The sequence below is a fragment of the Sphingomonas agri genome (assembly GCF_038148795.1).
In the GTDB taxonomy this organism is placed as follows: domain Bacteria; phylum Pseudomonadota; class Alphaproteobacteria; order Sphingomonadales; family Sphingomonadaceae; genus Sphingomicrobium; species Sphingomicrobium agri.
Window position 1 is genome coordinate 1,107,468 of the sequence record NZ_JBAPEU010000001.1, and the last position, 24,440, is coordinate 1,131,907.

At 60.6% G+C, this 24,440-nt stretch carries 20 protein-coding genes; 4 read left to right on the forward strand and 16 right to left on the reverse strand.

Translation table 11 applies throughout. The features are described 5' to 3' along the window. Positions 1–46: 46 nt before the first annotated feature. The 3 genes from V8192_RS05525 to V8192_RS05535 form a co-directional block, all read right to left on the reverse strand. Entirely contained in the window at positions 47–1,750 is a 1,704-nt protein-coding gene (locus tag V8192_RS05525) for a right-handed parallel beta-helix repeat-containing protein (RefSeq protein WP_341632046.1), read from the reverse strand. A gap of 178 nt (positions 1,751–1,928) precedes the next feature. Continuing rightward, a complete protein-coding gene (locus V8192_RS05530; RefSeq protein ID WP_341632047.1) occupies positions 1,929–3,305 on the reverse strand; it encodes an oligosaccharide flippase family protein in 1,377 nt (458 codons plus the stop codon). Positions 3,306–3,388: 83 nt separating this feature from the next. Further along, positions 3,389–4,417 (reverse strand): glycosyltransferase family 61 protein, encoded by a 1,029-nt coding sequence (locus V8192_RS05535; protein WP_341632048.1) that lies wholly within the window; start codon positions 4,415–4,417, stop codon positions 3,389–3,391. A 238-nt stretch (positions 4,418–4,655) separates the two neighbouring features. Here V8192_RS05535 and V8192_RS05540 point away from each other — a divergent pair, with 238 nt between their 5' ends. Then, positions 4,656–5,936: a glycosyltransferase family 4 protein gene (locus V8192_RS05540; protein WP_341632049.1), complete on the forward strand. Its 1,281-nt coding sequence runs from the start codon at positions 4,656–4,658 to the stop codon at positions 5,934–5,936. A 36-nt stretch (positions 5,937–5,972) separates the two neighbouring features. Here V8192_RS05540 and V8192_RS05545 read toward each other — a convergent pair whose 3' ends face one another. After that, positions 5,973–6,503, reverse strand: a complete 531-nt coding sequence (locus V8192_RS05545) for a hypothetical protein (protein WP_341632050.1) — start codon at positions 6,501–6,503, stop codon at positions 5,973–5,975. A 163-nt stretch (positions 6,504–6,666) separates the two neighbouring features. Between V8192_RS05545 and V8192_RS05550 the strand changes: the two genes are divergently transcribed. Further along, positions 6,667–7,479, forward strand: a complete 813-nt coding sequence (locus tag V8192_RS05550; RefSeq protein WP_341632051.1) for a 2OG-Fe(II) oxygenase — start codon at positions 6,667–6,669, stop codon at positions 7,477–7,479. A gap of 29 nt (positions 7,480–7,508) precedes the next feature. Here V8192_RS05550 and V8192_RS05555 read toward each other — a convergent pair whose 3' ends face one another. Both V8192_RS05555 and V8192_RS14635 read right to left on the reverse strand, forming a co-directional pair. After that, complete coding sequence (locus tag V8192_RS05555; RefSeq protein ID WP_341632052.1) at positions 7,509–8,378, reverse strand: class I SAM-dependent methyltransferase; 870 nt, start codon at positions 8,376–8,378, stop codon at positions 7,509–7,511. Positions 8,379–8,499: 121 nt separating this feature from the next. Then, positions 8,500–9,588 (reverse strand): class I SAM-dependent methyltransferase, encoded by a 1,089-nt coding sequence (locus V8192_RS14635; protein ID WP_373276314.1) that lies wholly within the window; start codon positions 9,586–9,588, stop codon positions 8,500–8,502. A 71-nt stretch (positions 9,589–9,659) separates the two neighbouring features. Between V8192_RS14635 and V8192_RS05560 the strand changes: the two genes are divergently transcribed. After that, complete coding sequence (locus tag V8192_RS05560) at positions 9,660–10,055, forward strand: PEPxxWA-CTERM sorting domain-containing protein (RefSeq protein WP_341632053.1); 396 nt, start codon at positions 9,660–9,662, stop codon at positions 10,053–10,055. A 137-nt stretch (positions 10,056–10,192) separates the two neighbouring features. On the opposite strand, the gene V8192_RS05565 is transcribed toward V8192_RS05560, so the two are convergent. The 10 genes from V8192_RS05565 to V8192_RS05610 all read right to left on the reverse strand — a co-directional run bounded on the left by V8192_RS05565 (position 10,193) and on the right by V8192_RS05610 (position 22,496). Beyond that, the gene (locus V8192_RS05565) at positions 10,193–10,939 is read right to left on the reverse strand and encodes a molybdopterin-dependent oxidoreductase (RefSeq protein ID WP_341632054.1); all 747 of its coding nucleotides are present in this window, start codon (positions 10,937–10,939) and stop codon (positions 10,193–10,195) included. Continuing rightward, the gene (locus tag V8192_RS05570; RefSeq protein WP_373276315.1) at positions 10,936–11,703 is read right to left on the reverse strand and encodes a cytochrome b/b6 domain-containing protein; all 768 of its coding nucleotides are present in this window, start codon (positions 11,701–11,703) and stop codon (positions 10,936–10,938) included. The genes V8192_RS05565 and V8192_RS05570 overlap by 4 nt, the downstream gene beginning before the upstream one ends. Before the next feature lie 90 nt (positions 11,704–11,793). Then, positions 11,794–12,075 carry an NADH dehydrogenase ubiquinone Fe-S protein 4 gene (locus V8192_RS05575; protein ID WP_341632055.1) on the reverse strand — a complete coding sequence of 94 codons (282 nt, stop codon included), beginning with the start codon at positions 12,073–12,075 and terminating at the stop codon, positions 11,794–11,796. A 32-nt stretch (positions 12,076–12,107) separates the two neighbouring features. Further along, a complete protein-coding gene (gene hrpB, locus V8192_RS05580) occupies positions 12,108–14,549 on the reverse strand; it encodes an ATP-dependent helicase HrpB (RefSeq protein WP_341632056.1) in 2,442 nt (813 codons plus the stop codon). A gap of 22 nt (positions 14,550–14,571) precedes the next feature. After that, positions 14,572–15,585 (reverse strand): polyprenyl synthetase family protein, encoded by a 1,014-nt coding sequence (locus tag V8192_RS05585; protein ID WP_341632057.1) that lies wholly within the window; start codon positions 15,583–15,585, stop codon positions 14,572–14,574. A 41-nt stretch (positions 15,586–15,626) separates the two neighbouring features. Next, a complete protein-coding gene (locus tag V8192_RS05590; RefSeq protein ID WP_341632058.1) occupies positions 15,627–17,651 on the reverse strand; it encodes a M13 family metallopeptidase in 2,025 nt (674 codons plus the stop codon). A gap of 208 nt (positions 17,652–17,859) precedes the next feature. Next, positions 17,860–19,887, reverse strand: a complete 2,028-nt coding sequence (locus tag V8192_RS05595; protein ID WP_341632059.1) for a M13 family metallopeptidase — start codon at positions 19,885–19,887, stop codon at positions 17,860–17,862. 90 nt (positions 19,888–19,977) lie between these two features. Next, the gene (locus tag V8192_RS05600; RefSeq protein WP_341632308.1) at positions 19,978–21,297 is read right to left on the reverse strand and encodes a sensor histidine kinase; all 1,320 of its coding nucleotides are present in this window, start codon (positions 21,295–21,297) and stop codon (positions 19,978–19,980) included. 92 nt (positions 21,298–21,389) lie between these two features. Beyond that, complete coding sequence (locus tag V8192_RS05605) at positions 21,390–22,055, reverse strand: response regulator transcription factor (RefSeq protein WP_341632060.1); 666 nt, start codon at positions 22,053–22,055, stop codon at positions 21,390–21,392. 105 nt (positions 22,056–22,160) lie between these two features. Next, entirely contained in the window at positions 22,161–22,496 is a 336-nt protein-coding gene (locus V8192_RS05610) for a hypothetical protein (RefSeq protein WP_341632061.1), read from the reverse strand. Positions 22,497–22,633: 137 nt separating this feature from the next. On the opposite strand from V8192_RS05610, the gene V8192_RS05615 reads away from it, so the two are divergent. Further along, complete coding sequence (locus V8192_RS05615) at positions 22,634–24,433, forward strand: ABC-F family ATP-binding cassette domain-containing protein (RefSeq protein WP_341632062.1); 1,800 nt, start codon at positions 22,634–22,636, stop codon at positions 24,431–24,433. Positions 24,434–24,440: the final 7 nt, after the last annotated feature.

A 24,440-nucleotide genomic window follows, 5' to 3' on the forward strand; every position in this document is an offset into this window, starting at 1 on the left:
CGTAGCATCAATCTCGGACGGTTTTCAAACGCGAGACGTTTCCTGTCTACATCCCGTATCCCGCAAAGAGGAGCGTCCGAGCCTGGCGCTGGATATGCGCTTCCGGGTGTTCGATCGCGTAATTGATGAAAGTCTGCTTGTCGGGGAACCCAAGTGCTGCATACAGCTGTGTAGCGGTGTAGGGATTGGGATAGGTCCCGCCGGCAATGTTCGTGTTCGTTCCCGAGCTCGCCGCGTCCCAGATGTTGTTTGTGTAGGTTGGGAAATCCTGGCTCGGGTATGCGCCTCCCGGCAGATATATCTGTAATGCTGTCGTCCATTGATAGACTACGTTATGATCCCAACCCATGTAACTTGGCTGATTGAAGTCGGCCGCAGTGACGAATGCCCAGTTATTGACACCGTTCACGTTTCGGCTTCGGGCGATCAAGTTATGATGAACTGAACTTCCCAATCGTCCGTTCGATGCTTCGATAGCGACGCCACGGGGATTACTGCTGTTGAGATCCGCATCCCCAAGGATCGCATTATAACTGACCTCCAAGTTCACGCCGGTCGGCTGATATAAGTAGTAATTGCTGCCGCCGCCAGCAGAGACTGAGATGGGGTTGTCGATGTAGACGTTCTCTGAGACGGTTGAATTGCTCCGATACTGCCCACCATCTGCAGATCCGTCTGCGATGAGGTTTCGGCGAGTGATACACGGACCAGCATTGGTCGACTGTTCATAGATCGAATGCTTGAACATGCTGGGGCCGCCATTCGCGACGCCGTCATCGCGGCTCGCGCCAATCTTCCAACCAGCGTGGTAAATGACATTGTCTTCGATCGTGGCGTTCTGCCAGCCGTCGAAGTAAATCCCTTGGCCGGCCTTATCGTTCACGCTCCACGTACCATAGATGGAGTTGTTGCGGAGGATCAGGTGGTCTGACTGCGAAGAGGCCGAAATCATATCGGCGCTGAAGGTCGTGTATCGAAACAGATTGTTCTCGATCAGGACAAAAGCGGCGTTAGCGGTTCCATTGGGAAGAAGACTAACTGCGCGGTCATTGACGTTGCCAGGGTTGAAATCGAATCCCCGAATGGCGACGTAACTCACCGCACCGCTTCCGCCACCTATTGGCTCGCCGTCGCCTTTCATCACCGGCCGTGCGCCGCGCTGATCCCCCCTCCCGTATTTGGTGTCGTTCAATGGGTCTGCGGGGTCGTAAGTCTGTATCACCGTAGGATAAAGAGCACTAAAGCCGCTTTTACCGTTCAGGCCGGACATTGGTTCGCTGTACGTCGTGCCCTCAGAGACCAACACTTGATCACCGTTGCCGTTGGCAACACAGCTTAGCGCCGAGGCGATGGTAGCTTTAGGTGTATTGGACACCTGTGCCGCAGCGCAGCTGTTTGCATCGGAGCCCTTGGCCGAGCTCACAAAATAGCGATGCGCGCCGGAGCGCAGCGGCAGACTGGCAAAGCCATTCGCGTCGACCCCGTTGCCGACTGACGTGTCGTAAGTCACCGTGGTGCTCGACGTTGAAGTGGAGGTCGTCGTCGGTGTCGGCGTCGGCGTCGTTGGTCCGCCTCCGTTGCTGTTCACGTTGGCCTTGGAGCTTTTCATCGCGGAAGCCGCATCGGTTGCACCCGCGCTTCCGCACGCGCTCAAAAAACAGGCAGACGCAAGCAGCATCATTGGCGCCAACTTCAGCCTCTTGTCGAAGCCGTTAGAATCGTCACTGCGCAAGAGCACATTAATGGTCATTTTTTCTACCCCCAGATCATACTGGCGAGGGGAGTTAGCCCCCGGCTTGATCACCCGAGGCCGTTTTGCGCAGCTAGTTCTTGAGGAAGGGTCAACGCCGTCTTAGTCGAAAATCAACCGCGGTTGAGCCGCCGTTTACCACCTTGTCGCCAATGTGCGGGGGGTCGAATTGAATTCTCTAGAGATGGGGGAAAAGCAGCAAAATCTCAGTGCTACATAGAAAGCCGATTGCGGCTCCAGCGCAGATCAAGCCCAGGATGGTTAGTTCCTCGCCAATCCTGAGCACGGCCATCCTTCGAAGCAGTACCCACGAGTAGAGCATTGCGGGCACTTCAATCAGGCCTACGGCAGCAACGACGCCTAGCGAACCCAAGAGAACAAAACCGCCAGGAATCGCTAAGGCCAGCCATAAAACGCGAACGACGTTCATACGGAGCATCCGCTTCATGTCGCCGATTGCCGTCAGAACTTCGGACGCTGCTATGGTCGTTAGACGCAGCGAGCTTGCGATCATCAGCAGAGAAAGGAAGGTGGAAGCAGGAAGATAACGTGGATCATAGAGCAGAGCGATGAGGAGGGACGCACTGCCAATTAATCCCCCGCAGCTGAATGCATAAAGCGCTCCTGCGCGGCGCTTAGCCTTGTAATAGACATGACCTATCTCCGCGGGCGCCTGACGCCAGGTCTGCGCGTATATAGGGAAGAGAACTCTGTGCACGTAACTCTCGGCAAAGCTTACCGGGGCACTCGCGATCGTGATTGCGATCGCATAAAGGCCGAACTGGTCGAGCGTGAATAGTCGCGCCAACACGAGCTTGTCGCTCTGTCCGATCAATAGCGACAATGCGCTAGACATAAGGATCACGCGAGAGAAGGCGAAGAACTCGCGGGCAATGGCGTGATCACGCTCAGGTCTCTGACTCGAATCTCGGAACAACGCGTAGCTCAGTCCGCAGCGTACGATGCTCTGCAGCAGCATTACTGCGATAATGGCCCACGCATTTCGCCACCACAGTGCCAGGAGAACGCCCACGATGGTCTGGAAAATCTGCAATCCGAAGTCGAGGATTGATAGCTCGCGCGCCTTGTCGCGTCGAAGCGCCGTCATCAGAGACAAAGAGGCCAATCCGTTGATTACGAAGGTCGCCGAGGCGACTGCAAGAGGCAGAGCGACCACCGGCTTGCCAAGCGCCCACGCAATCAGCGGCGCAGCGGCGGCAACGGTAGCGAAGAGCGCAAATCCCCGCTTTGCATGGATGGTCCAAATAACGTTTCTAAAGTGAGGGTCTTCGGTCCTCTCGTGCCGGACGAGAAACGCCTGGAAGCCGAGATCAGTGACCATCGACACCATGTAGAAAACAGAGGTGATGATCCCGACGATACCAAAGTCGTATGGGCGAAGCAGTCGTGTCAGGATCATCGAGCTGCCCGTGCGCACGACTAGGTTGCCGACTGTCGTGAGGGCGAGGACGCCCGTCCGCGTAACCGCTAATGCCAGAAGGCGGCGAAGTGGTGGCCGCTGTTTGGTAGGGGTTGGCGCGATAGGGAAGCTCATTCTCGTTATGGCCGTGCGTCGAAACGCCGTGCTTTTGCAATCCCGATTGATTGGCTTTCGTGCCAAGGGATGATGATGAGGGTCTAATCCGATCCGATCATATCGAAGGCCACTTCGAGGCTCTTCGGATCGACGTGGAAATTGTCGTCGCAATACTTCTCGAACGGTTCCGCGGCATACAGTCCCTCAACATATTCCGGTTTGAGACGCCCTCTGACGGCTATATATCTTCCCCCGACCTGCTCGCACATGATCCCGAACCATCGAGTCACTATGCCGGCTGGCGCCAACTCGATTAGCCGTATTGGGCGGCGAGACAGGGACCGGTACTGCAGCGGCGCTAGGCCCGCACCGTGGATCGCGACCACTTCGTCAGCTTGGCGGAGCAACGCGAACTGTTCCGGAACCCTGAGGTCTTCAGCGTAGACCTTAGAAAACCCCCGCGCAGACAGTACATGGTCAATTTCCGCCTCGTTCGTGAGGGACCGAGTTCCGCGCCGCGAGAGGAAAACCTTTGCTGGGAGGTCAAAGCTGGGAAACACTCCGGCGTCGTCATCGTGCCGAGACATGAAGCCGCTGATCAATTGACGTCGTCCCGACGGAACGACCTCGATGTGAGAGACAGACCAGCCAAAATTTCGGCCGCTTATTGCCCCGTCCGTCGAGACAACCTCGAATCCGAACTGCTGATATAGATCAAATGCTGCCTGCGGCATTCGACCAGGGAGAATGATGGTGATAGGCGCCTCGACTCTTGAACGCGCCGCCAACGCAAGTGAGAGAAAAAAATTCACCTGGTGTGACCAGTTGAAATATGAATTCGCCCGCACGTCAAAAAAAATCTTGTCGCCGAGATCAATGCTCCTTGGCGACCGAATTCGATACTTCATTCGGAGCTTCCGTGACCCTGGATCCGTCGGTCCGATTTCTACGGGAGCTCCCGACAAACTGAAATTGATCGTGCCGCCAACGTGGTCCTGTTCGGGTAGGAAAATACGTTCCACATCCGCGATGAATCGATCGACTGCGTGTGTCGTTGCTCCAATGAGCCAAGTGCCGGCGTAGCGATACGGTGCAATTTCCAGGATCTCGTTCGAGAAGCTTTTGCTCATGGAGTCTCGCCTACGCTCGTGCGCTCAACTGCTGGTGGATTGAAGTTCTAAGGCCGCGTTGCCAGCGCAGCAACGTCGCGCGTGGCGCTCCGATGTGGAGGCGATGCCCTGATTTCAGTCCGGGTCACCCGACGCTCGCGCGATGCGTCGGTTTGCTCATTGATGGCGAGAAAGCTCTTGCTGCCAGACAACGTTCTCCGCATCTAAGGCGGCACTGGATCCGGGTAGGGGTGATTGCATGGGGGCGAAGCCGGATCGGCTGAAGGTCGCGTTGCTGGCGGACGATTTCAATCCAGAATGGCCGTCCCTGCCCATTGTCGGCTTCAAATATGCAACTGCCTTAGCCGAACGGGCCGAAGTGACCGTTTTTACCCAAATCAGGAACAAAAAGAATCTAGAGAAGCTCGGCTCCCTTGGCTTTCAGATCAGATATCTCGATACTGAATATATCGCGTCGCCCATATACAAGTTCGCAGTTTGGCTGCGTCGAGGGGACGAACTGGGCTGGACGATCCAGATCGCTTCTAACTATCTTCCATACTTAGAGTTCGAGCGACTGGCTCTAAGCGAAATCAAGAGGGGGGGCGCGTCTTTCGATGTCGTCCATCGCATCACGCCCATGTCTCCCACTTTACCTAGCTATTCGTCAGGCAGAACCGGGACACCCTTTGTCATCGGACCTCTGAACGGTAACCTGCCGTGGCCGCGAGAATTCTCGGTAGAACAAAAAAGAGAGCGGGAGCTCCTCAGCAAATTCAAGGGTATCTACAAGAGCTTGCCGTTCTTGCGCTCAACCTTCAGGAACGCTTCTGCTGTTCTCGCGGCGTTCCCGCACACGATTGCATCGCTAGGTAAGGAGAGCGCTGGGAAAGTCTTCGACGTTCCCGAGATCGGTTATGATCCAAACATCTTCTATGCGAAGCCCAGGCGCGGGAAAGATCGTCTTACTTTTCTCTATGCCGGGCGCCTTGTGCCCTACAAGCTGCCCGACGTTGCGGTCCTCGCTTTTGCGGAGCGAAAAGAGTTGCGAAGGCATCGGCTACGCATCGTCGGATCGGGGCCTGAGCGAGAAAGGCTGGAGCAGCTCGTAAAGGAGCACGGGCTTCAAGATTGTGTTGAGTTCGTCGGGGGTCTCTCTCAACATCAGGTTGCAGACGAGATGCGAAGAGCCGATGTCTTCTTCTTTCCCTCAATTCGTGAATTAGGTGCTGGGGTGGTCATCGAAGCGATGGCATGCGGCCTTCCTTGCCTCGTGGCGGATTACGGCGCGCCTGGCGCATTGGTGAACGATCATCGCGGTCGGAAAGTGGCTTTGGGAGACCGCGAAACCATGACGCTAGGGTTTGCCAAAGCTGCGACAGAGCTCGCGAGCCGACCTGCTTTGCTCCCGAAAATGTCTCAGGAATGCGCTGACTACGCGAAACGAACATTCACCTGGGACAAGAAAGCCGAGGTAACAATCGCAATCTACGAATGGGTCTTAGGGCGCCGACATGAGCGTCCGCAATTTGTCTATTGAGCTTTGAAAACGCGCGAGGTTGCCGCGTATCCTCCTTCATGGAGTCAGTGCCTTGTCTTCACCAGGAATTTGGGCGCTCTTCTTCGAAGTTGCAGAGAAGTCGAATAGCGCGGCGGTCAAAGTGACAAGCAGTAGGATTATCTGCGTTGCGTGACCCAAGGTTACTGATGCAACTTGCTTCCCCAATAATGCGTCACTCCAGTGCAAAGAAGACGATCGAAGAGCCGCCAGGACAGCGAGGCCGTAGAAGGCGAAAACGGCCACGGTCAGAGCTGCTTTCCCGGAAGGCAATAACCGCTGAGCTGGTAGAAGGGCCAAAGCAAACGCAGTGATGCAGATCACTTGGATTGGACGACGCTTGTCATACCATCCAATCTGATGGAGACCACTGCGTAAAAGATTATCTGACCATACTCCGGCCTCGACAACCCTAAGGATCCCAAGGGCGGTGAGACCGACGCTCAGTGCCACCCACCAGGCTGCGCTCGCTGGCGATCGACTCTTCAGGCTGGCGAGTGCCGCGATCGCGCCGGTGCCGAGGTATGCGCTATTGATGATCCCGATCACTTGTTCGCTCGCCGGAAGTTTGTGCGTCCCGGTCGGACATCCTCCCGAATCGTCTCAAAACCGTATCCTGACCCAATCGTCACAATACAACGTTTAGAATCGCCGCGCGTCGTTTGGCTTTGGTAATTGAGCTTGTAAGGTGGTCCTGATGCTTCATGCTACCATGATCGACGGCTACTTCGCTCTTGATGAGGGCGAGTGCCTAGCTTTGGCTGGTTCTTTATCGGAACGATATCGCAGCGCCTCGCCCTTTCCTCATATCGTGATCGATGACTTCCTCCCGCCCGACGTGCTTCGGGGTGTGCTGAACAATTTTCCGTCAAGCAAAGACAAGACTTTTTTCGATCGGGATCAAGAGCGCCTCAAGTATCAGTACCAGCCGCAGGAGGTTCCTTCCGGCGTTGTCCGGAATCTCTTCGCGGAGCTCAACAGCAGCACGTTTCTTCGCTTCCTCGAAAGACTCACCGGAATCGAAGCTTTGCTCCCAGATCCATATTTTATAGGGGGTGGCCTCCACGAAACAAAGCGAGGAGGCCATCTGGGCATTCACGCTGATTTTAATATTCTAGAGGAGCTGAAACTCGAACGCCGGCTCAACTTGCTCGTCTACCTAAATGAGAATTGGGATGATGAGTACGGAGGCGAGCTCGAGCTGTGGGATCGCGAGATGAATGAGTGTGTGGTTCGAGTGAAGCCGGTGTTTGGACGCGCTGTAATTTTCAACACGGCCCTAGACAGCTATCACGGGCACCCGAATCCCCTAAATTGCCCTGACGATCGATCGCGGCGATCAATCGCGACTTATTACTACACGGCGGTCGAGGACGGTTTGGGGTCACTTCCTAAGCGCACGACAAACTTCCAACCCCGGCCGGGCAGCCGCGATAAAATCGATTGGCAGATCCGCCGCCTTCATTTCTTAAACGATTGGGTGCCGCCGAAACTGCAAGGCTTTGTGCGGCGATTAATTGGATAGCCTGGAGCTTGGTCGAACCGCCAGCCGGCCTACAATCTTTGAAGCCGAAGTGCGTCTTCCAGCTCTAACTGCTGCGATCCACCGATATATTTAGAATAGTCCGGATGTGCCATCAGATGAGCGTAATAGATCTGGTATCGAAAAGAGACATGACTCAGCGGTAGCAAGTTTTGATTCAAATGAATCTTGCAATCTCCCTGCGATTCATTGAACGAATTGATCGCGGCAAGTTGGCCGTTGAATGGCCCATACATTTCCACTTCTGACCCAATGATATCGTCGAAATACATGAAGATCCTAGGTAGGAAACTATGTGAATCTTCTTTGACCTGCTTAAACAGTTCGAAGGATGCAATCGTCGAAGAATAATAATCGACGTCGTTCATGATGGCGCCGATCGGTGCCGGGCGCTCTCGCTCGGCAAATCCGACAATAGTTTCGCTAATCTCTCCGAGGACTAGTTTCGCCTCGGGTACGCTCGCTTGCAATGCGGGGACGTCCATTTTGTACTGTGCGGCCTTGAACCAGTAGGGAAGGTCTTCTCGCCCCTTCGGCTCAGGCATTCCTTTGCCACTGTCGAAGCCGATACAATCGATCGTCACACCGGTTGCACTTCGAACTTCCTTGGCGAAGGCACACATAAATTTGATGCCGTTACCCCCCGCGACACCAAACTCGATTGCGGAGATGCGGTCGATGCCGAGGCGGCGCGCCAGGCGTGCTGCTCCGAGCATGCAGTAGGCGTAATGCGGCCGCTCAATCGCATTGAAATCAGTCAGGAACTGACCCGAGTATGGGTAGATGTTACGGGTTTTCCGCACGAGCGCTCGTGCGGCGGATCCCAGCAGGGAATTTTGGAATTGCGGTGATAATATCGTGCGGCCAATTGCGTGCTTCATTGACACAACCTAAGCACAGTTGATCACAGGTGACCAGCTTCGTAGACGAGCGGATCTCGACAGGCCCCTGAATGGGTTACGGGGGATTTGGTCCAGAACCCGAAGCAACTGGCCATCTATATTATGGTAAGTAAGCGACTTCCGGTGCGCTTCGAGGTTTAATCGCAGTGAACGTCAAGAACTCCCGGCGGGAGCGCGTGTAGCGCGACCGCAAACGCATCCACATGCTAGGTTCCTTGGCGTCCTGCCCGAGATACTCAGGGTCGATTCTTTGAAGCTCGTTGCTCACGTTCGTAATAAACCCGAATTGGGACGGGGCGAGTTGCTGCCGAATATGAGTGAATCCTGTCTCACGCAGCAGTCGCGTTAGGGACGCGCGCGTAAAGAGCACTAGGTGGCGCGGTGCTTCCAAACCCCGCCAGGACCTGCCGAAGAGGGAGTGCCCCAGTGCGTCAATGTTTGGGGTCTCAACATAGAGCTGGCCGCCCGCTCGGAGGAGATGGGAAGCGCTCAGCAGTAACTCGCGCGGATCATGAACATGCTCAATTACGTGGCTCAAGGTAAGAGCGTCGAAGTTGCCCTCCATGTCGTTCCACACTTCAATCCCGCCTCGCCGTACGTTTAGCCCGCTACTCGCAGCTAAATCGATTGCGCGGGCATCTGGGTCCGAGCCGAACCCTTCCCATCGCGTATCTGCTATACTGCTCAGCCACTGGCCGCCGCCGCATCCGACGTCGAGCACCTTCGGGTTGTCACGCGCGCTCCTCGGCAAATAACGGTACCAGAAATCAGAAGCGCGCCGAAGGGATGGAAGGGCCGCGCCGAGATAGGCGCCGATTTTAGATGAATGCGGGGAATTTGTGCCGAACCGCGAGTCACGATAGCCGTTTGCAAGCTTTGATTTAAGATGCCGAATAAACTTGGTAGGTGCTGGAGCTGCTCCAGCCGGTTGTTCCTCATGCGTGTAATACGCTTCATACGCTCGCCCAATCGATTCTGTAGTCGGTCGTGGGTCGAGGTAGGCAGAACGGCAACTGGAGCAGCGCCAAAGGGACCACTGGCCAGGCGCCGCCAGCGCGGAACTGTCCCAAAGACCGTCGTGCATGAGCTCGCGACTGACAGAGCCGCAAATCGGGCACTGATTTATGAACTCGAGATCTTCGGTCGGCCAATGCATCGAGCGGAGCTCTTCTGCCCGATGGACTTGCATTAAAAACTCCCGGCGTGTGGTTTGTTTAGCAGCATTCCTGCGAGGGGCTGAAACGCTTTCTGCAGCACGGCATGCTCAGGTTGTCACATCCCCATTACGCCGTCACCACAACAAAATCTGCCAAGGGCACATTAACGGCGATTCTCATTCTGACGGCTGCCAACCCTGCGGAGAGCCAGACGATCAAGCTGACGACCGTAACGGGCAGCAACTGGTTCTATATCGTTGCAGATCCTGGCGTGACCTTCACCAAGGCGATCTTCACGACGATCGTCGATCCGACCTGTTCCCAGAATTGCGCGGCAGCAGGGTCTTTCGATTCGTTCAAGCAGCTGCGAATCTTCGAGGGCGCGGGGGCGACTGCGCTGCCGGAACCCGCAACCTGGGGCATGATGCTTCTTGGTTTCGTGGGCATCGGAGCGGCAATGCGTCGTCGCCGCACGCCACGGCTCACGCAGCTCGCTTGAGTTTCCAGACGTTCGGGCGCTCGCGGCTGATATCCGCGAGCGCCCCTCGTTCTTCAATTCCGGGATCGGAAATCAGCGCCGGGCGCCCCTATCGCGCCGGTGGGATGGTCGTCCGCACTTGAACATGGTGCAGCTAATTAGATGCCCGCGTACCATTCATAGTCGACATTATCCTCCCAGTAACCGCCCTTGCCGCCGAAGACGCGCGCGAGGCTGTCGACCGCTTCTATCCGCTCAATGTATTTCGCATGCTTGTAGCCGAGCTGCCGCTCGACTCGGAGGCGGAGCGGCGCGCCGTTGGGGACGGGAAGCAGATGCCCGTTCATTCCCCAGGCGAGGATGGTCTGCGGGTGGAATGCGTCGATAAGGTCAATGCTCTCGTAATAGGGCTTGTCGCCGAAGTGGTCGGCGCAATGGAAGACAATATATTTTGCGCGGGTGCTTAAGCCCGCGTGATCGAGAACGCGCGAGAGCTGGACGCCGTGCCATTTGCCGACCGCGCTCCAGCCCTCGACGCAGTCATGGCGCGTGATCTGGGTCCGATGAGGCAAGGACCTCAGGACCTGGATCGGGACCGAGAGCGGCCGGGCAACGAGCCCATCCACGGTCAGCCTCCAATTGGCGAACTGTTCGGCCATGTGCCTTGCATATTCCTCGCCGCCCGGAACACGCGTACCGTTCGAGCGGAAGATCGGCGAGAGATCCGCTTCGCCATATTCTCGTGCAAGCGCGCCCCTTGAAGAGACGAGCCGCTGGCTCGCCATGGTGAGCTTTTCCGCCGATCTCAGGACGCTTCGAAACTCCTCATTATTGTTGAGGCGGTCGCATCCCCCCAGAAGAAGGCCCGATGCGCCCGTAGCGATGAAGCGCCGGCGGCCGATCATGGTTCGCTCGTCTCCTGCGGAATGCGGAAGCGGCCGGTGATCATCGACCGCACCTCGTTGATTGGCCCTGCAAGGACGACCATCAGCAGGTGTACGACGATGAATGCAAGGATCAGCATTGCCGAGATGAAGTGGATGGACCGTGCCGACTGGCGCCCCTGAAACAGCACCAAAAGCCAGGGCCAGGCCGCATCCATTGCAGGCGACATCGCAAGGCCCGTCAGTACCATCAGCGGCAGCAGCAGGAAGATGACGCCGACGTAGCTCAACTTCTGGAGGATGTTGTAGCGCAGGGCCGCTTCGCCCTTTGGAAACCTCAGGCGCGCATGCTCGCTGACGTCATGCCAGATGTGGCTCGGCCGGATCTCGTCCTTGCCGGGCGCAAGATCGCGCTGGGCGTGGCGATTGATGAAGCTTGTGATGAGGAACAGGATCAGTCCCAGGACAAGGAGCCAGGCGAAGGCCAGGTGCCAGCGCCGGGCGGCCGCAAGGTTGTAGGTCGAGGGAATGGTCGCCCAGCCGGGTATCGGGCGGCCGCGGAACGTCAGCCAGGGATGGTCGAAGTTCGCCCCGTAGGCGCCCCAGTAGAGGTGCGGATGGGCATTGAAGATCATGAGGCCGCTCATCAACATCACGAACACGACGAGGGCATTCACCCAGTGCCAGAGGCGCGTCGGGAGGCGGTGACGATAGGCGATGAGGCGCGGCGCCTCCTCAGGAGGCTCTGCCATGATCGGCTCATCGATGACCGCTCTGTCATCCATCGGCGCCAATTTCCTTAGCCGAGGAAAGCGCGTCCGTCAGCGACCTTCATTCAGGATGTTTCAGATTGTCGCTTGGCGGGCGCGCCCGCCCTAGCGGAAATTGTCGGCGTAGGCCTGGAGCTTCAGCTTCACGGGCGTTGCAGCAAGGATGTGGAAGCCAAATCCCCGCTTTTCGCAGTAGGCAATCGCCGCTTCCTTGGTTTCGAAGAACATCCGGACCTGCGGGTTCGTATCCCCGGAACCGTTCCAGCCGGTGAGGGGATCGGGGCGAAGCGGCTCGTTGCGCTCGAACTCGAGGAGCCAGCGCCCGGCATTGGCCTTCCCCGACTGGGTGGTCTTGCGCTCGAGCTCCGAGATGCGGGCGATCGTCATGCTCTTCGACGTGGCAAAGTGCGGCGGCCGAATCAACCCTTCGAGGCCCGCTTGGACTTGAGCGTCGGTGCCGCGCTGGCGGGATCCTCGGGCCATGGGTGCCGGGGATAGCGCCCGCGCATATCCTTGACGACGTCCCGCCAGCTCCCCGCCCAGAAGCCTGGCAGGTCCCTGGTCGTCTGGATCGGGCGGCCGGCAGGCGAGGTGATTGCAAGGACGAGCGGCACCGATCCTACCATCGGGTGCTCGGAAAGCCCGAACAGGGCCTGGGCCCGGACCTCGACGGTGGGGCCTGCCGGCGCTGAATAATCGATCGCGTGCCGGCTTCCCGCCGGGCTCGCGAATTCAGGAGGCGCCAGCCGATCGATCGCCCGAAGGCCATTATAGCCGAGGAGCTGCTCGAGTGCCGAAGCGAGCGCCGCCGAATTGATGTCGCCAAGGCGGCGCTTCTCCGAAATAAGCGGCGCCAGCCATTCATCGGCGCGCCCGAGGAGCTCGCGATCATCGAGCGAAGCGATCCCGAGATCCAAGCGATGGGCAAATGCCGAGCGATCACGAAGCTGCCTTGCTTTCTCGTTCCAGGGAAGAAGCTCGAGGCCATGCTCACGCACGCCCTCGATCAGCGCCTGTTCGATCGCTTTGGCGTCGGGCCTCGGATCGGGGCCGCTCGACAGGCGAATTGCGCCAAGTCGCCGGCTCCGCGTCGGAGTGACGGCGCCGGTCCCGGGATCAAAATCGCCGTCATGCCGGGTCTCGACCCTGTCGGCGAAGAGCTCGAGAACGGTCTCTTCGTCGATTGCGGCGGCCGAGAGAATGCGCGCGCCCGAGGCGTGGCCGGCGACCTCGCCGACGGCGAGCCACCGGCTCCCTGCCAAGGAGGAACCAGGATCAAGCCTGAAACCGCGGCCGCCTACCGATTGCCATGTTTCGCCCGAAGGATCGCGGCGGCGCGAGACCCGGTCGGGAAAGGCGAGTGCAAGCGCCCTTGCAAGATCGCGCTCCTGGACATGCCGATCCTCGATCTTGGCTCTTTTGCACCATGCCGCGGCGAGCTTTCGCGCTGCATCGGAGCGAGGGGACCTGTCGGTCCGCCAGCGCCGCCATCTCGTTTCAAGGTCAGGATCGTTCCCGCCGAGGCCGCGCTCGGTCAGCAAGATCGCGATGTCTGCAGCGGCAGCGCCAAAGCCCAGGTCCCGCGCATCAAGAAGCATGTGCGCAAGGCGCGGCTCAAGCGGCAGGGCGGCGATCGCTCTCCCGTGACCCGTGACCCGGCCCTCTTCATCGATCGCCCCGATCCTCTGGAGGCGTTTTCGGGCTTCATCGAGCGCGGGGGGAGGGGGTGCATCGAGGAACGGAAGGCGGCCTGGATCAGCTTCGCCCCATAGAAGCGAGGTGAGCACCAGGCTCGAGAGGTCCGCTTCGAGGATCTCGGGCGGATCGTGCGCCGGAAGGGAAGCGGTCGCCACTTCCTCCCACAGCCGGATCGCAGTTCCGGGCGCCTGCCGCGCGGCGCGGCCCGCGCGCTGCGTAACCGCCGCGCGGCTCGCGCGCTCGGTTACGAGCCGCGTAATGCCTGCGCCCCGATCGTAGCGCGGGCGCCTTGCAAGCCCGCTGTCGATGACAATGCGGACGTCTTCCAGGGTCACGCTCGTCTCGGCGATGCTCGTTGCAAGGACGAGCTTGCGCTTGCCCGGAGGCGGTGCAGAAAGGGCCTTGCGCTGGGCAGCAGGCTCGATCCCGCCATGGAGCTTGTGAAGCTCGACGTCGTGGGCAAGCGTGCCGAGCGCCTCGGCCGTCCGCTCGATCTCCGCGACGCCCGGCAGAAAGGCGAGAAGTGACCCCTCATGAGCCTGGAGCGCCGCGCGGATCGCGGACGCGACCTGCGGCTCGATCCTCGCCCTTGCATCACGGCCGGCGTAGGAGATTTCGAGGGGAAAGCTCTTTCCCTCGCTGACGATCGTCGGGGGATTTTGAAGAAGACCCGTAAAGCGCCCGACATCGAGCGTCGCCGACATTGCAAGGATCCGGAGATCCTGCCGGAGGGCGCTCGCCGCATCGAGCGCAAGGGCAAGCGCCAGATCATTGTCGAGGCTTCGCTCGTGCACTTCGTCGAAGAGGACGGCCGAGACGCCTTTCAGCTCCGGGTCGGCCTGGATACGCGAGAGGAAGACGCCGTGGGTCATTGCAATGATGCGGGTTTCCTTGCCGATCCTGCTGTCGAGCCTCGTTGCATAGCCGATAGTCTCGCCAGCCTTTTCGCCGCGTTCGAGGCTCATGAACTCGGCTGCGGCGCGTGCCGCCAGGCGGCGGGGAACAAGAAGCAGGATCTCGCCGCTGCACCATGGTTGATCAAGGAGAGCAGGGGCGACCCTCGTCGTCTTGCCCGCGCCTGGAGGCGCAATGAGCAGCGCCCGGCTGCTCCCCTCGAGGGCAGCAAGCAGATCCTGCAGGACGTCGTCGATCGGGAGGCGCATCACGCCTCCATCCGTAGCGGTGCTAATAGGCCCGGGCGACGGCGAATTCGGCAGCTTCGGTCATGGCGGACTTCGCCTTGCTCGCAGGGAACATGGCAAGAGCATCGATCGCGCGCCGGCCATATTGGCGCGCCCGCTCGATGGTGTCGGCAAGCGCATCGCTCTTCTTGAGGAGGGCGATGGCATGCGCGAGATCCTCGTCCGAGACCCGGCTGCCGCCGATGGCGCTCCGCCAGAAGGCCCGCTCCTCGTCATTTCCCCGGGCATAGGCAAGGATCACCGGCAGGGTCATCTTGCCGTCGCGGAAATCATCGCCGACGCCCTTGCCCATGGTCGCTGTATCCGAGGCATAATCGATGACGTCGTCGCTGAGCTGAAAGGCGATCCCTAGGTTCCTGCCGTAGCATTCGAGTGCAAGCTCGGCCGCTTCGCTCGCCTCGGCGACGACGGGCGAGACCCGGCAGGCGGCCGCGAACAGGGCTGCGGTCTTGGCGCTGATGATCTCGAGATACTGGTCTTCGTCCGTGTCGATCTGCCGCTGGGCGGTCAGCTGGTTGACCTCGCCCTCGGCGATGACTGCAGAAGCGTGGCTGAGGATCCTCAGGACCTTGAGGCTCCCATCCTCGACCATGAGCTCGAAGGCCCTGCTGAAGAGGAAGTCGCCCACCAAAACGCTCGCGGGATTGCCCCAGATGAGATTGGCGGTCCGTTTTCCACGCCGCATGCCCGACCCGTCGACGACGTCGTCGTGAAGCAGGGTCGCGGTGTGGATGAACTCGACTGCTGCAGCGAGCTTGTGATGGCGGGTGCCGGGATAGCCGAGCAGGCTTCCGCTCGCGAGCGTCAGCATCGGGCGCATGCGTTTCCCGCCGCCTGCGATGAGGTGGCCGGCAAGTTCGGGGATGAGCGCGACCTTGCTCTGCATGCGCTCGAGGATCACGGCGTTGACGCCGTTCATGTCGGGGGCGACGAGCGCCAGAAGCGGCTCGAGCGTGGGCTCGCGCTTCGCATTTAGAGGAAGGACGGTAGCGGTCACGGCGCCGCCCTAGCCGGACGGCGCCGCTTTTTCAAAGCCGCTTACCAGATGTGGACGCGCTGCTCGGGCGGGAGATAGAGCTTGTCGCCCGGCTGGACGTTGAACGCCTTGTACCAGGCATCGACGTTCCGGACGACGCCGTTCACGCGGTACCTGCCGGGGCTATGCTCGTTGGTGATGACCTGCTGGCGCTCGGCATCCTCGCGCTGCTTTTCCTGCCATGCCTGGGCGTAAGCGATGAAGAAGCGCTGGTCGCCCGTAAGGCCGTCGATGACGGGCGGCTGGCCGTGCTTTGCGGTATATTTCTGGTACGCCGCATAGGCTGCCTCGACGCCCGAGAGGTCGCCGATATTTTCGCCCAGCGTCAGCTTGCCGTTGACTGCAAGATCCGGGAACGGCTTGAACCCGTTGTACTGCGCAACCAGTGCATCGGTCCTCGTCGTGAACGACTTGGCCGCTTCCGGGCTCCACCAGTCGCGAAGCTTGCCCTTGGGATCGAACTTGCGCCCTTCATTGTCGAACCCGTGGCCCATTTCGTGGCCAATGACCGCGCCGATCGCGCCATAGTTCACGGCCGGGTCGGCATTGGGATCGAAGAACGGCGGCTGGAGGATCGCTGCGGGGAAGGTGATCTGGTTCGCGAGCGGGTTGTAGTAGGCGTTGATGGTCTGCGGGAACATGCCCCACAGGGTCCTGTCCACGGGCTTGGGAAAGCGCTTGAGGTCGAGCTTCCACTGGAAGTCCGCCGCGCGAAGCTCGTTCCCCAGGGGATCGCCCTTGACGACGTTCATCGAGGAATAGTCGATATACTTGACCGGGTGCCCGATGCGCGGCTCGAACGCAGCGAGCTTTTCGAGCGCGGCCTTGCGGGTCGCCTCGTCCATCCACTTGTTGTTCGAGATGCGGTCGCGATAGGCTTCCTCGAGGTTGCCGATGAGCTCGTGCATCTGCGCTTCCGAAGTCGCCGGGAAGTGGGACTTCACGTAAATCTGTCCGACGCCTTCGCCCAGCGCATTGTTGACGGCCGCAACGCCGCGCTTCCAGCGCTCGCGCTGCGCCTGAACGCCCGACAATTCTTTCGAATAGAAAGCAAAGCGCGCATCGTCGAAGGCTTTGGGAAGAACCGTCGCGTGATCCGAGATGAAGCGGAACGCGAGCCATTCCTTCCAGGTCGAAAGCGGTGCTGAAGCAAGGATCTTGCCGGCGCCCGCGACGGCCGAGGGCTCCGTCACGATCACCGTCTTCGCATTCGCAAGGCCGCCCTTGGCGAGCGTCGCGTTCCAGTCGAACTGGGGGGCGAGCTTGATAAGCTGTGCCCGCGTCATCGGATTGTAGATCTTGTCGATGTCGCGGCGGTCGGCGGCGGTCCACTGGACCTTCGACAGGTCGGTCTCGAGCTTGATGATGCGGTCGGCCGCGCCTTCAGGGTCAGGAAGGCCGGCGAGCTTCTCGATGCTGACGATATAGTTGCGATAGGCAGCGCGGTGCGCCTGCATCTTCGCATTGTCCTCGAGATAATATTCGCGGCTCGGCATGCCGAGGCGCGCCTGTCCGGCGAACACGGCATAGACGTCGGGGTTCTTGAAATTGGGACCGATGCCGACGTCGACCGGGCTTGCGTAGCCCGGCTTGATGAACAGCGAGAGGAGCTGCGCGCGGGTCTTGGCGCCGTTGATCTCGGCAAGATAGGGCTTGAGCGGCGCCGTGCCGGCGGCCTCGATCGCGCCCGTATCCGTGAAGCTCGAGTAATAGTCGCCGATCTGCTGGCCGAGGTGATCGCGGCTCTGGTCGGCTGCGAGCTGCTCGACGATCTGGCGAACGTCGCGCTCGGCACCGTCGGACAGGGTCACGAAGGGACCTGCCGAGGCGCGGTCGGCTGCGATCTGGGTCTTCTTGTCCCAGTCACCGTTCACGAATGCCCAGAAGTCATCGCCGGGCTTTACCGAGCTGTCCATCGCCGAACGGTCGTAACCCCAGTCGCCGTAGAACGGCTTGGCGGCATTCGATGGTGCCGCGACAACGGCAAGAAGGCTCGCGGTGGCGAGCGTCAAGGTCTTGAAACGCATGGAATTTTACCCCTCCGGAGGAACCCGGCCGGATTGCCCTAAACGCAGATTGAATGGCAAGATTTTTCGACAAACGGATGGAACCGGACGACGGAAACCGCCGCCCGGGAGGGGAACGCGCTCAACGCATCTCGGGGGACGCAGGCTCTTGCCCTCGCAAATCGCAGGCGACGGCCTCTTAATTTTCGCGAGCGCGGGCCCCTTAGGCTTACCAGACGTGGACGCGCTGGTCGGGGGGCAGATAGAGCCTGTCGCCAGGCTGCACGTTGAACGCCTTGTACCAGGCATCGACGTTTCGGACGACGCCGTTGACGCGGTACTTGGCAGGGCTGTGCTCGTTGGTGAGGAGCTGCGCTCGAAGCGCCCCTTCGCGCTGCTTGGTCTCCCAGCTGTAGCCATAAGCAATGAAGAAGCGCTGGTCGCCCGTCAGTCCGTCGATGACGGGCGGCTCGCCATGCTCGGCAACATATTTACGATAGGCTGCATAAGCGACTTCAAGCCCGCCAAGGTCGCCCAGGTTCTCGCCGAGGGTCAGCTGTCCCTTGATATGAACCCCGGGGATGGGCTCGTAGCTGTTGTACTGCGCGACGAGCCTGTCGGCATGACCGGTGTAGAGCTTCGCGGTCGCGGGCGACCACCAGTCGGCAAGCCGGCCATGGGCGTCGAACTTCCTGCCCTGGTCGTCAAAGCCATGACCGATCTCGTGGCCGATCGTCGCACCGATGCTTCCGTAATTGGAAGCAGCATCGGCACTGGGATCGAAATAGGGCGGCTGCAGGATCGCGGCCGGGAAAGTGATCTGGTTCTGGGTCGGATCGTAATAGGCGTTGTTGGTCTGGGGCAGCATGTCCCAGAGGCTCCGGTCGACGGGCCTCGGATAACGCGAGAGCAATAGCTTCCACTGGAAGTCGTCCGACCGGATGGCATTTCCAAGAAGGTCTCCGCGGTCCACGACCAGCGATGAATAGTCGATATATTTTGGCGGATGGCCGATCCTTGGATCGAAGGTCGCGAGCTTCTGGAGCGCCTTGGCTTTGGTCGGCGCGTCCATCCATGCTGCATTCTCGATCTTGGTCTTGAGCGCTCCAAGGATGTTCCCGATGAGCTCGTGCATCTGGCGGTCGCTCTCAGCCGGATAGTGCCGCTGGACGTAGATCTGGCCGACACCTTCGCCGAGCGCCTCGTCCAGCATGTCGATGCCGCGCTTCCACCGCGCCCGCTGTGCTGGAACGTCGCGGAGCGTTTTTGAATAGAAGTCGAACTTCGCCTCGTCGAAGGCCTTCGGAAGATACTGGGCATTGGCGCTGATGAAGTGAAAGGCGGTCCAGTCCTTCCAGGTCGAGAGCGGGACCGATGCAAAGAGGCGGCCTTCGCCCTGGACCGCGCTCTTCTCGGAAACGACGATCTTCTTGGCAGTGCCAAGGCCGAGCTTTTTCAGGGCCCGGTCCCAGTCGAGCTGGGGCGCAAAGGCGCGAAGCTGCGCCCTCGTCATCGGATTATAGGCCTTGTCGACGTCGCGGCTCTGCTCGGGCGTCCAGTGGAGCTTTGCGATCTTGGTCTCGAGCGCGATGATGCGATCGGCGCGCGCTTGCGCATCGCTGATCCCCGCCAGCTGCTCGATGGTGACGATATAGGCGCGGTAGGCCTTCCGGTAGGCGTCGTACTTCTCGCCTTTCAGAAGATAATAGTCGCGGTTTGGGAGCCCGAGGCCACTTTGGGAGACATAGGCCGAGTAACGCGTGGGGTTCTTGAGATCGGGATAGATGCTGACCTCGACCGGCGATTCAAAACCGGGCTCGGTAAAGAGGTCGACGAGGTCGCCCCGGGTCTTCACCGCCTCGATCCGCTTCAGATAGGGTTCGATCGGCCGGGTGCCGAGCTTCTCGACGCCCGCTTCGTCCATCCAGCTCGCGTAGAGATCGCCGATCTGCTGACCAAGCTTTCCGTTCGCCGAGGGATCCTTGGCCATGTCCTCGACGATTGCCCGGACGTCGCGCTCGATCTGGTCATTGAGCACCGAATCGATGCCGACGAACGTGCGGTCGGGCGCAATGTCGGTCTTCTTCGCCCAGGTGCCGTTCACATAATCGAAGAAGTCGTCGCCGGGCTTGACGCCGCGGTCCATCGCGGCAGCGTCATAACCCCAGGTTCCGTAGACGGGCTTTGCTGCACCAAGGGGGGCAGGGGCGATCGCTGCAAGGCTTACGCCGATAAGCGCCAAGACCTTGAACTTCATGGACATTCTCCCTCCCCGCAAGACGAAGAACACTCATGCACCGGCGTCTGGCTCCAAGTCAAAACGGCCTTCGACGAAGTGGCGGCTCTTCTAGCCCGAGGGAAGGGTGAGCCTTGCAAGTAGGCCCCCCAGATCCTCGCTTTCCTCGAGGTGGACGTCTCCCCCGTAGATTTCGGCGACGTCGCGGACGATTGCGAGCCCGAGACCGGTTCCTGGCTTCCCGGTCGTGTCGAGCCTTGCGCCCCTCGTGAAGAGCTCCCCGCGGCGCTCCTTGGGGATCCCCGGCCCATCGTCCTCGACCAGGACATCGACCTTCTCGTTCCTGGGCTCGACCGTCACGAACACGCGTCCGCCGCCGTATTTGGCGGCATTTTCGACGAGGTTGCCGAGCATTTCGTCAAGGTCCTGCCGCTCGACGCGAACCTGCGCCTGGTGATCGCCTGCAATATCGATGGTGACGCCCTCGTGGAGACGGTCGACTGCGCGCTGGACGGCTTCGAGGCTCTCCCAGACGCGGGTGCGCGACTGCGCTGCAGCGCGCCTTCCGATGGCGCGCGCGCGGGCGAGGTGGTGATCAACCTGGCGGCGCATCACGAGCGCTTCGCGGCAGACGGTGTCGGCAAGGTCGGGCGCTCTTGCCGTTGCGGCATTGGTGATGACGGTGAGCGGGGTCTTCAAGGCGTGTGCAAGGTTTCCGGCATGCCGGCGGGCTTCCTCGGCCTGCGCCTCGCTATGCGCGAGGAGCTGGTTGATCTCCTCGGTGAGGGGCCGGATTTCGCTCGGGAAATCGCCGCTGACCCGGGTCTTGTCCCCTGAGCGGATGTCCGCGACCTCGTTGGCGACGCGCCTCAGCGGCCAAAGGCCATAGAAAGTCTGAAGCGCAGCAAGGACAAGGAGGCCAAGGCCGAGCGCTCCGAAGCTCCAGACGAGGGTCGATCGCAGGCGCCGGATCTGGTCGTCGATCGTCTCGCGCGACTGGGCAACCTGGAACCGCCAGCGGACCGGTGAACCCGGGAGGATCGCGTCGCGTTCGGCGATGCGGATCGGCTCGGAATGATCGCGCGAGGAAAATTCATCGCTGTTGTAGAGATGCGGCTTCACGTCGTGGTGGGTATCGACGACCTGGAGACGCCGGTCCCATAACGAGCGCGAGGCAAAGGTTTCAGCGCCTGAACCGCTGATCTGGAAATAGAGACCGGAATAGGGCTCGACGAAGCGCTGGTCTGCAGGTGCGCGGCTGAAGCGCACCTCGCCGTCGGGGCCGATCTCCGATGAAGCGATCATCGAATTGAGGACGAAGACGAGCTGGGTGTCGAAGCTCTCGACGATCGAGCGCGAAAGCACGCGGTCGAGTGCAAAGCCGCCGATGAGAAGGAGCGCTGCGATCCAGATCGCGGCGACGCCGATCATGCGCCGGGTCAGCGAGCCGATGCGCCTAGGAGCGCCGCGGCTAGTGGGACGTTCGTCCGCCGCCGCGGCGGAAGCCGCGGGGGCCTCCAGGTTCAACTGGCCGGTTCCTCCAGGCTGTAGCCGAGGCCGCGAATGGTGGTGATGACGTCAGGCCCGAGCTTTTTCCTGATGCGGGTCACGAACACCTCGATGGTATTGGAATCGCGGTCGAAGTCCTGGTCGTAGATATGCTCGATGAGTTCGGTCCGGCTGACGACCTTGCCCTTGTGGTGCATGAGATAGGAGAGAAGCTTATATTCCTGGGCGGTGAGCTTTACGGGTTCGCCCGCCTTGGTGACCTTGCCCGAGCGCGTATCGAGCCGGATGTCGCCTGCGATGAGTTCGCTCGAGGCATTTCCCGACGAGCGGCGGATGAGCGCCCTCAGTCTCGCGATCAGCTCTTCGGTCTGGAACGGCTTTGCAAGATAATCGTCGGCGCCGGCATCAAGGCCGGCGACCTTGTCCGACCAGCTGTCGCGGGCGGTGAGGACGAGGACCGGCATCTTTCTCGCTTCCCGCCGCCACCGGTCGAGAACGGTGAGGCCGTCGACTTCGGGAAGGCCAAGATCGAGGATGACGGCGTCATAGTTTTCGGTTGAGCCAAGATAATGGCCGTCCTCGCCGTCGGTCGCGAGATCGACGGCGTAGCCTGCGCCTTCGAGGGTCGAGCGCAGCTGGCGCCCGAGATTGGGTTCGTCTTCGACGATCAGGACACGCATCGATGCTCCCCGGAGCTGTTCATCTTCGCGCCGTCAACCCGTGTTGCGACGAGAAGTTGCTTTAACGAAACAACTGGGAATGGGCGATGAAATGTCAATCAGGGATCAGCGATCGCGCGAACGCCGCAGGACCCGGCCCTGCCCGTCGACGTCGACCCAGATGACGCGCCCGTTCTGCATGAACTTGAAGCGGTAGGTGTCGCCATTGAGCTCGGGGCCGAGATAATCGGCGCCGCCCATCATCGGCATGACGCGCCGTTCAAGTTCGGGAAGGGGCATCGACCGGCCCTGGCGGGTCGCTTCCCATGCGCGCTCCTGTTCACGCAAGGGTCCTATGGACTGCTGCATCCTCGGACCGCGCGGCCCATCGGCCAGCGCAGGAGCGCTGGTGAGGCCAGCCGCAATTGCGGCGGCTGCAAGGAGAATACGCAACACTTTCATGGACGACTCTTTTTGTTCACGGCCCTTCTAACACCACGCATTGAATAGGCTATGAATACCGCTGAACGGCACTGTTCAGACTTAGAGGGAAAAAGTCCCGGCTTCAGTAGCGCGTTTTCCTTGGCTAGGGCGCCCCGATGGCAGCGCCGATCCTCACTTACGAAGACCTTGGGCTCATTCAGGGCGAAGGCTGGCTTTTCCGCGAGCTCAGCCTCTACATCGGCGAGCGGGACCGACTGGCGCTCATCGGCCGCAACGGTGCAGGCAAGACGACGCTGCTCAAGTGCCTAGCCGGCCTCATCGACCCCGACGAAGGCAAGCGCACCATCGTTCCTGGAACGCAGGTCGTGCTCTTGGAGCAGGACCCGAGGATGGAGGGGTTCGCAACGCTCGAGGACTGGGTGCTGGGCGGCGACAAGCCGCCGCAGGCCCACGAAGCGGCGGCCATCGCCGACCAGCTCGGCATCGATCTTGATCGTCCCACCGCAACCGCGAGCGGGGGAGAGCGGCGCCGGGCCGCGATCACTCGGGCGCTTGCGCAGAACCCCGACGTCCTTCTCCTCGACGAGCCGACCAACCATCTCGACCTTGGCGCGATCGAGTGGCTCGAGGAATGGCTCAAGCGCTTCACCGGCGCATTCATCGTCATCAGCCATGACCGGACCTTTTTGAACCGCCTCACGAGAAGCTGCATCTGGCTCGACCGTGGCGAACTTCGCCGTGCCGAGATCGGCTTTGGCGGGTTCGAGGCCTGGACGGAGCGCGTCTATGAAGAAGAGGCGCGCGCGGCCGAGAAGCTCGATGCCAAGCTCAAGATCGAACTTCACTGGCTGCAGCGCGGCGTTACCGCCCGGCGGCGCCGCAACCAGGGACGCCTTGCAAAGCTTCACGAGATGCGCGCGCAGCGCGCGGCGATGCTGGGCCCGACGGGCTCGGCAAAGCTGGCGCTCGCCAAGGACGACGTCCGTTCGAAAACGGTCATCGAGGCTCACGAAGTCAGCAAAAGTTACGGCGAGCGGCAGATCATCCGTGATTTCTCGCTTCGTATCCAGCGCGGCGACCGGATCGGCATTGTCGGGCCCAACGGGACGGGAAAAACCACGCTCCTCAAACTCCTTACCGGCGAACTTGCCCCCGACGAGGGACAGGTCACCCGGGCAAAGACGTTGAGCGGTATCGTCATCGACCAGCAGCGAAAGCTGATGGAGCCGCAGCGGCGGGTGAAGGACGTCCTTGCCAATGGCGGGGACTGGATCGACGTCCGCGGCTCCAAGAAGCACATCAAGGGCTATCTCAAGGAATTCCTGTTCGATCCGGCGCTGACCGAGGCTCCCGTCGGGTCCCTCTCGGGAGGCGAGCGCTCGCGCCTCCTCCTCGCGCGCGAGTTTGCCCGCGAGGCAAACCTCCTGGTGCTCGACGAGCCCACCAACGACCTTGACCTTGAGACGCTCGACCTCCTCCAGGAAGTCATTGCCGACTATGACGGCACGGTATTGATCGTCAGCCACGACCGCGACTTCCTCGACCGGACGGTGACGATTACGCTCGGCCTCGATGGTTCGGGGCGGATCGATATCGTCGCCGGCGGCTACGAGGACTGGATCCGCAAGCGCTACCAGGCGGTCCGCGCCCCCGCCAAAAGCGCGCCGCGTCCAGCCTCAAGGCAAGAGCAGGCAGCTCCAGGGGCGCCGCAGGCAGGAAGGAAACTCAGCTACAAGGACCAGCGCGACTATGATCGGCTGCCGGGCGAGATCGAGCGCCTCGAGGCGCTGGTCGCTGCCGACGAGGAAGCGCTTGGGGACGCCGATCTCTACGCCAGAGATCCCGCGCTCTTCGCCTCGCTCACCGAGCGGATCGCCCGCAACCGCGCGGAGATCGAGGCCGCCGAGTTCCGGTGGCTCGAGGTTGCCGAGATGGCCGAAGCCCTGACCCGCTAGCGCTTGC

Coding starts and splice junctions, on each gene's coding strand:
- V8192_RS05525 (WP_341632046.1), bottom strand. CDS start 1,750: ATGACCATTAATGTGCTCTTGCGCAGTGACGATTCTAACGGCTTCGAC.
- V8192_RS05530 (WP_341632047.1), bottom strand. CDS start 3,305: ATGAGCTTCCCTATCGCGCCAACCCCTACCAAACAGCGGCCACCACTT.
- V8192_RS05535 (WP_341632048.1), bottom strand. CDS start 4,417: ATGAGCAAAAGCTTCTCGAACGAGATCCTGGAAATTGCACCGTATCGC.
- V8192_RS05540 (WP_341632049.1), top strand. CDS start 4,656: ATGGGGGCGAAGCCGGATCGGCTGAAGGTCGCGTTGCTGGCGGACGAT.
- V8192_RS05550 (WP_341632051.1), top strand. CDS start 6,667: ATGATCGACGGCTACTTCGCTCTTGATGAGGGCGAGTGCCTAGCTTTG.
- V8192_RS05555 (WP_341632052.1), bottom strand. CDS start 8,378: ATGAAGCACGCAATTGGCCGCACGATATTATCACCGCAATTCCAAAAT.
- V8192_RS14635 (WP_373276314.1), bottom strand. CDS start 9,588: ATGCAAGTCCATCGGGCAGAAGAGCTCCGCTCGATGCATTGGCCGACC.
- V8192_RS05560 (WP_341632053.1), top strand. CDS start 9,660: ATGCTCAGGTTGTCACATCCCCATTACGCCGTCACCACAACAAAATCT.
- V8192_RS05565 (WP_341632054.1), bottom strand. CDS start 10,939: ATGATCGGCCGCCGGCGCTTCATCGCTACGGGCGCATCGGGCCTTCTT.
- V8192_RS05570 (WP_373276315.1), bottom strand. CDS start 11,703: ATGGATGACAGAGCGGTCATCGATGAGCCGATCATGGCAGAGCCTCCT.
- V8192_RS05575 (WP_341632055.1), bottom strand. CDS start 12,075: ATGACGATCGCCCGCATCTCGGAGCTCGAGCGCAAGACCACCCAGTCG.
- hrpB (WP_341632056.1), bottom strand. CDS start 14,549: ATGCGCCTCCCGATCGACGACGTCCTGCAGGATCTGCTTGCTGCCCTC.
- V8192_RS05590 (WP_341632058.1), bottom strand. CDS start 17,651: ATGCGTTTCAAGACCTTGACGCTCGCCACCGCGAGCCTTCTTGCCGTT.
- V8192_RS05595 (WP_341632059.1), bottom strand. CDS start 19,887: ATGAAGTTCAAGGTCTTGGCGCTTATCGGCGTAAGCCTTGCAGCGATC.
- V8192_RS05600 (WP_341632308.1), bottom strand. CDS start 21,297: ATGATCGGCGTCGCCGCGATCTGGATCGCAGCGCTCCTTCTCATCGGC.
- V8192_RS05605 (WP_341632060.1), bottom strand. CDS start 22,055: ATGCGTGTCCTGATCGTCGAAGACGAACCCAATCTCGGGCGCCAGCTG.
- V8192_RS05610 (WP_341632061.1), bottom strand. CDS start 22,496: ATGAAAGTGTTGCGTATTCTCCTTGCAGCCGCCGCAATTGCGGCTGGC.
- V8192_RS05615 (WP_341632062.1), top strand. CDS start 22,634: ATGGCAGCGCCGATCCTCACTTACGAAGACCTTGGGCTCATTCAGGGC.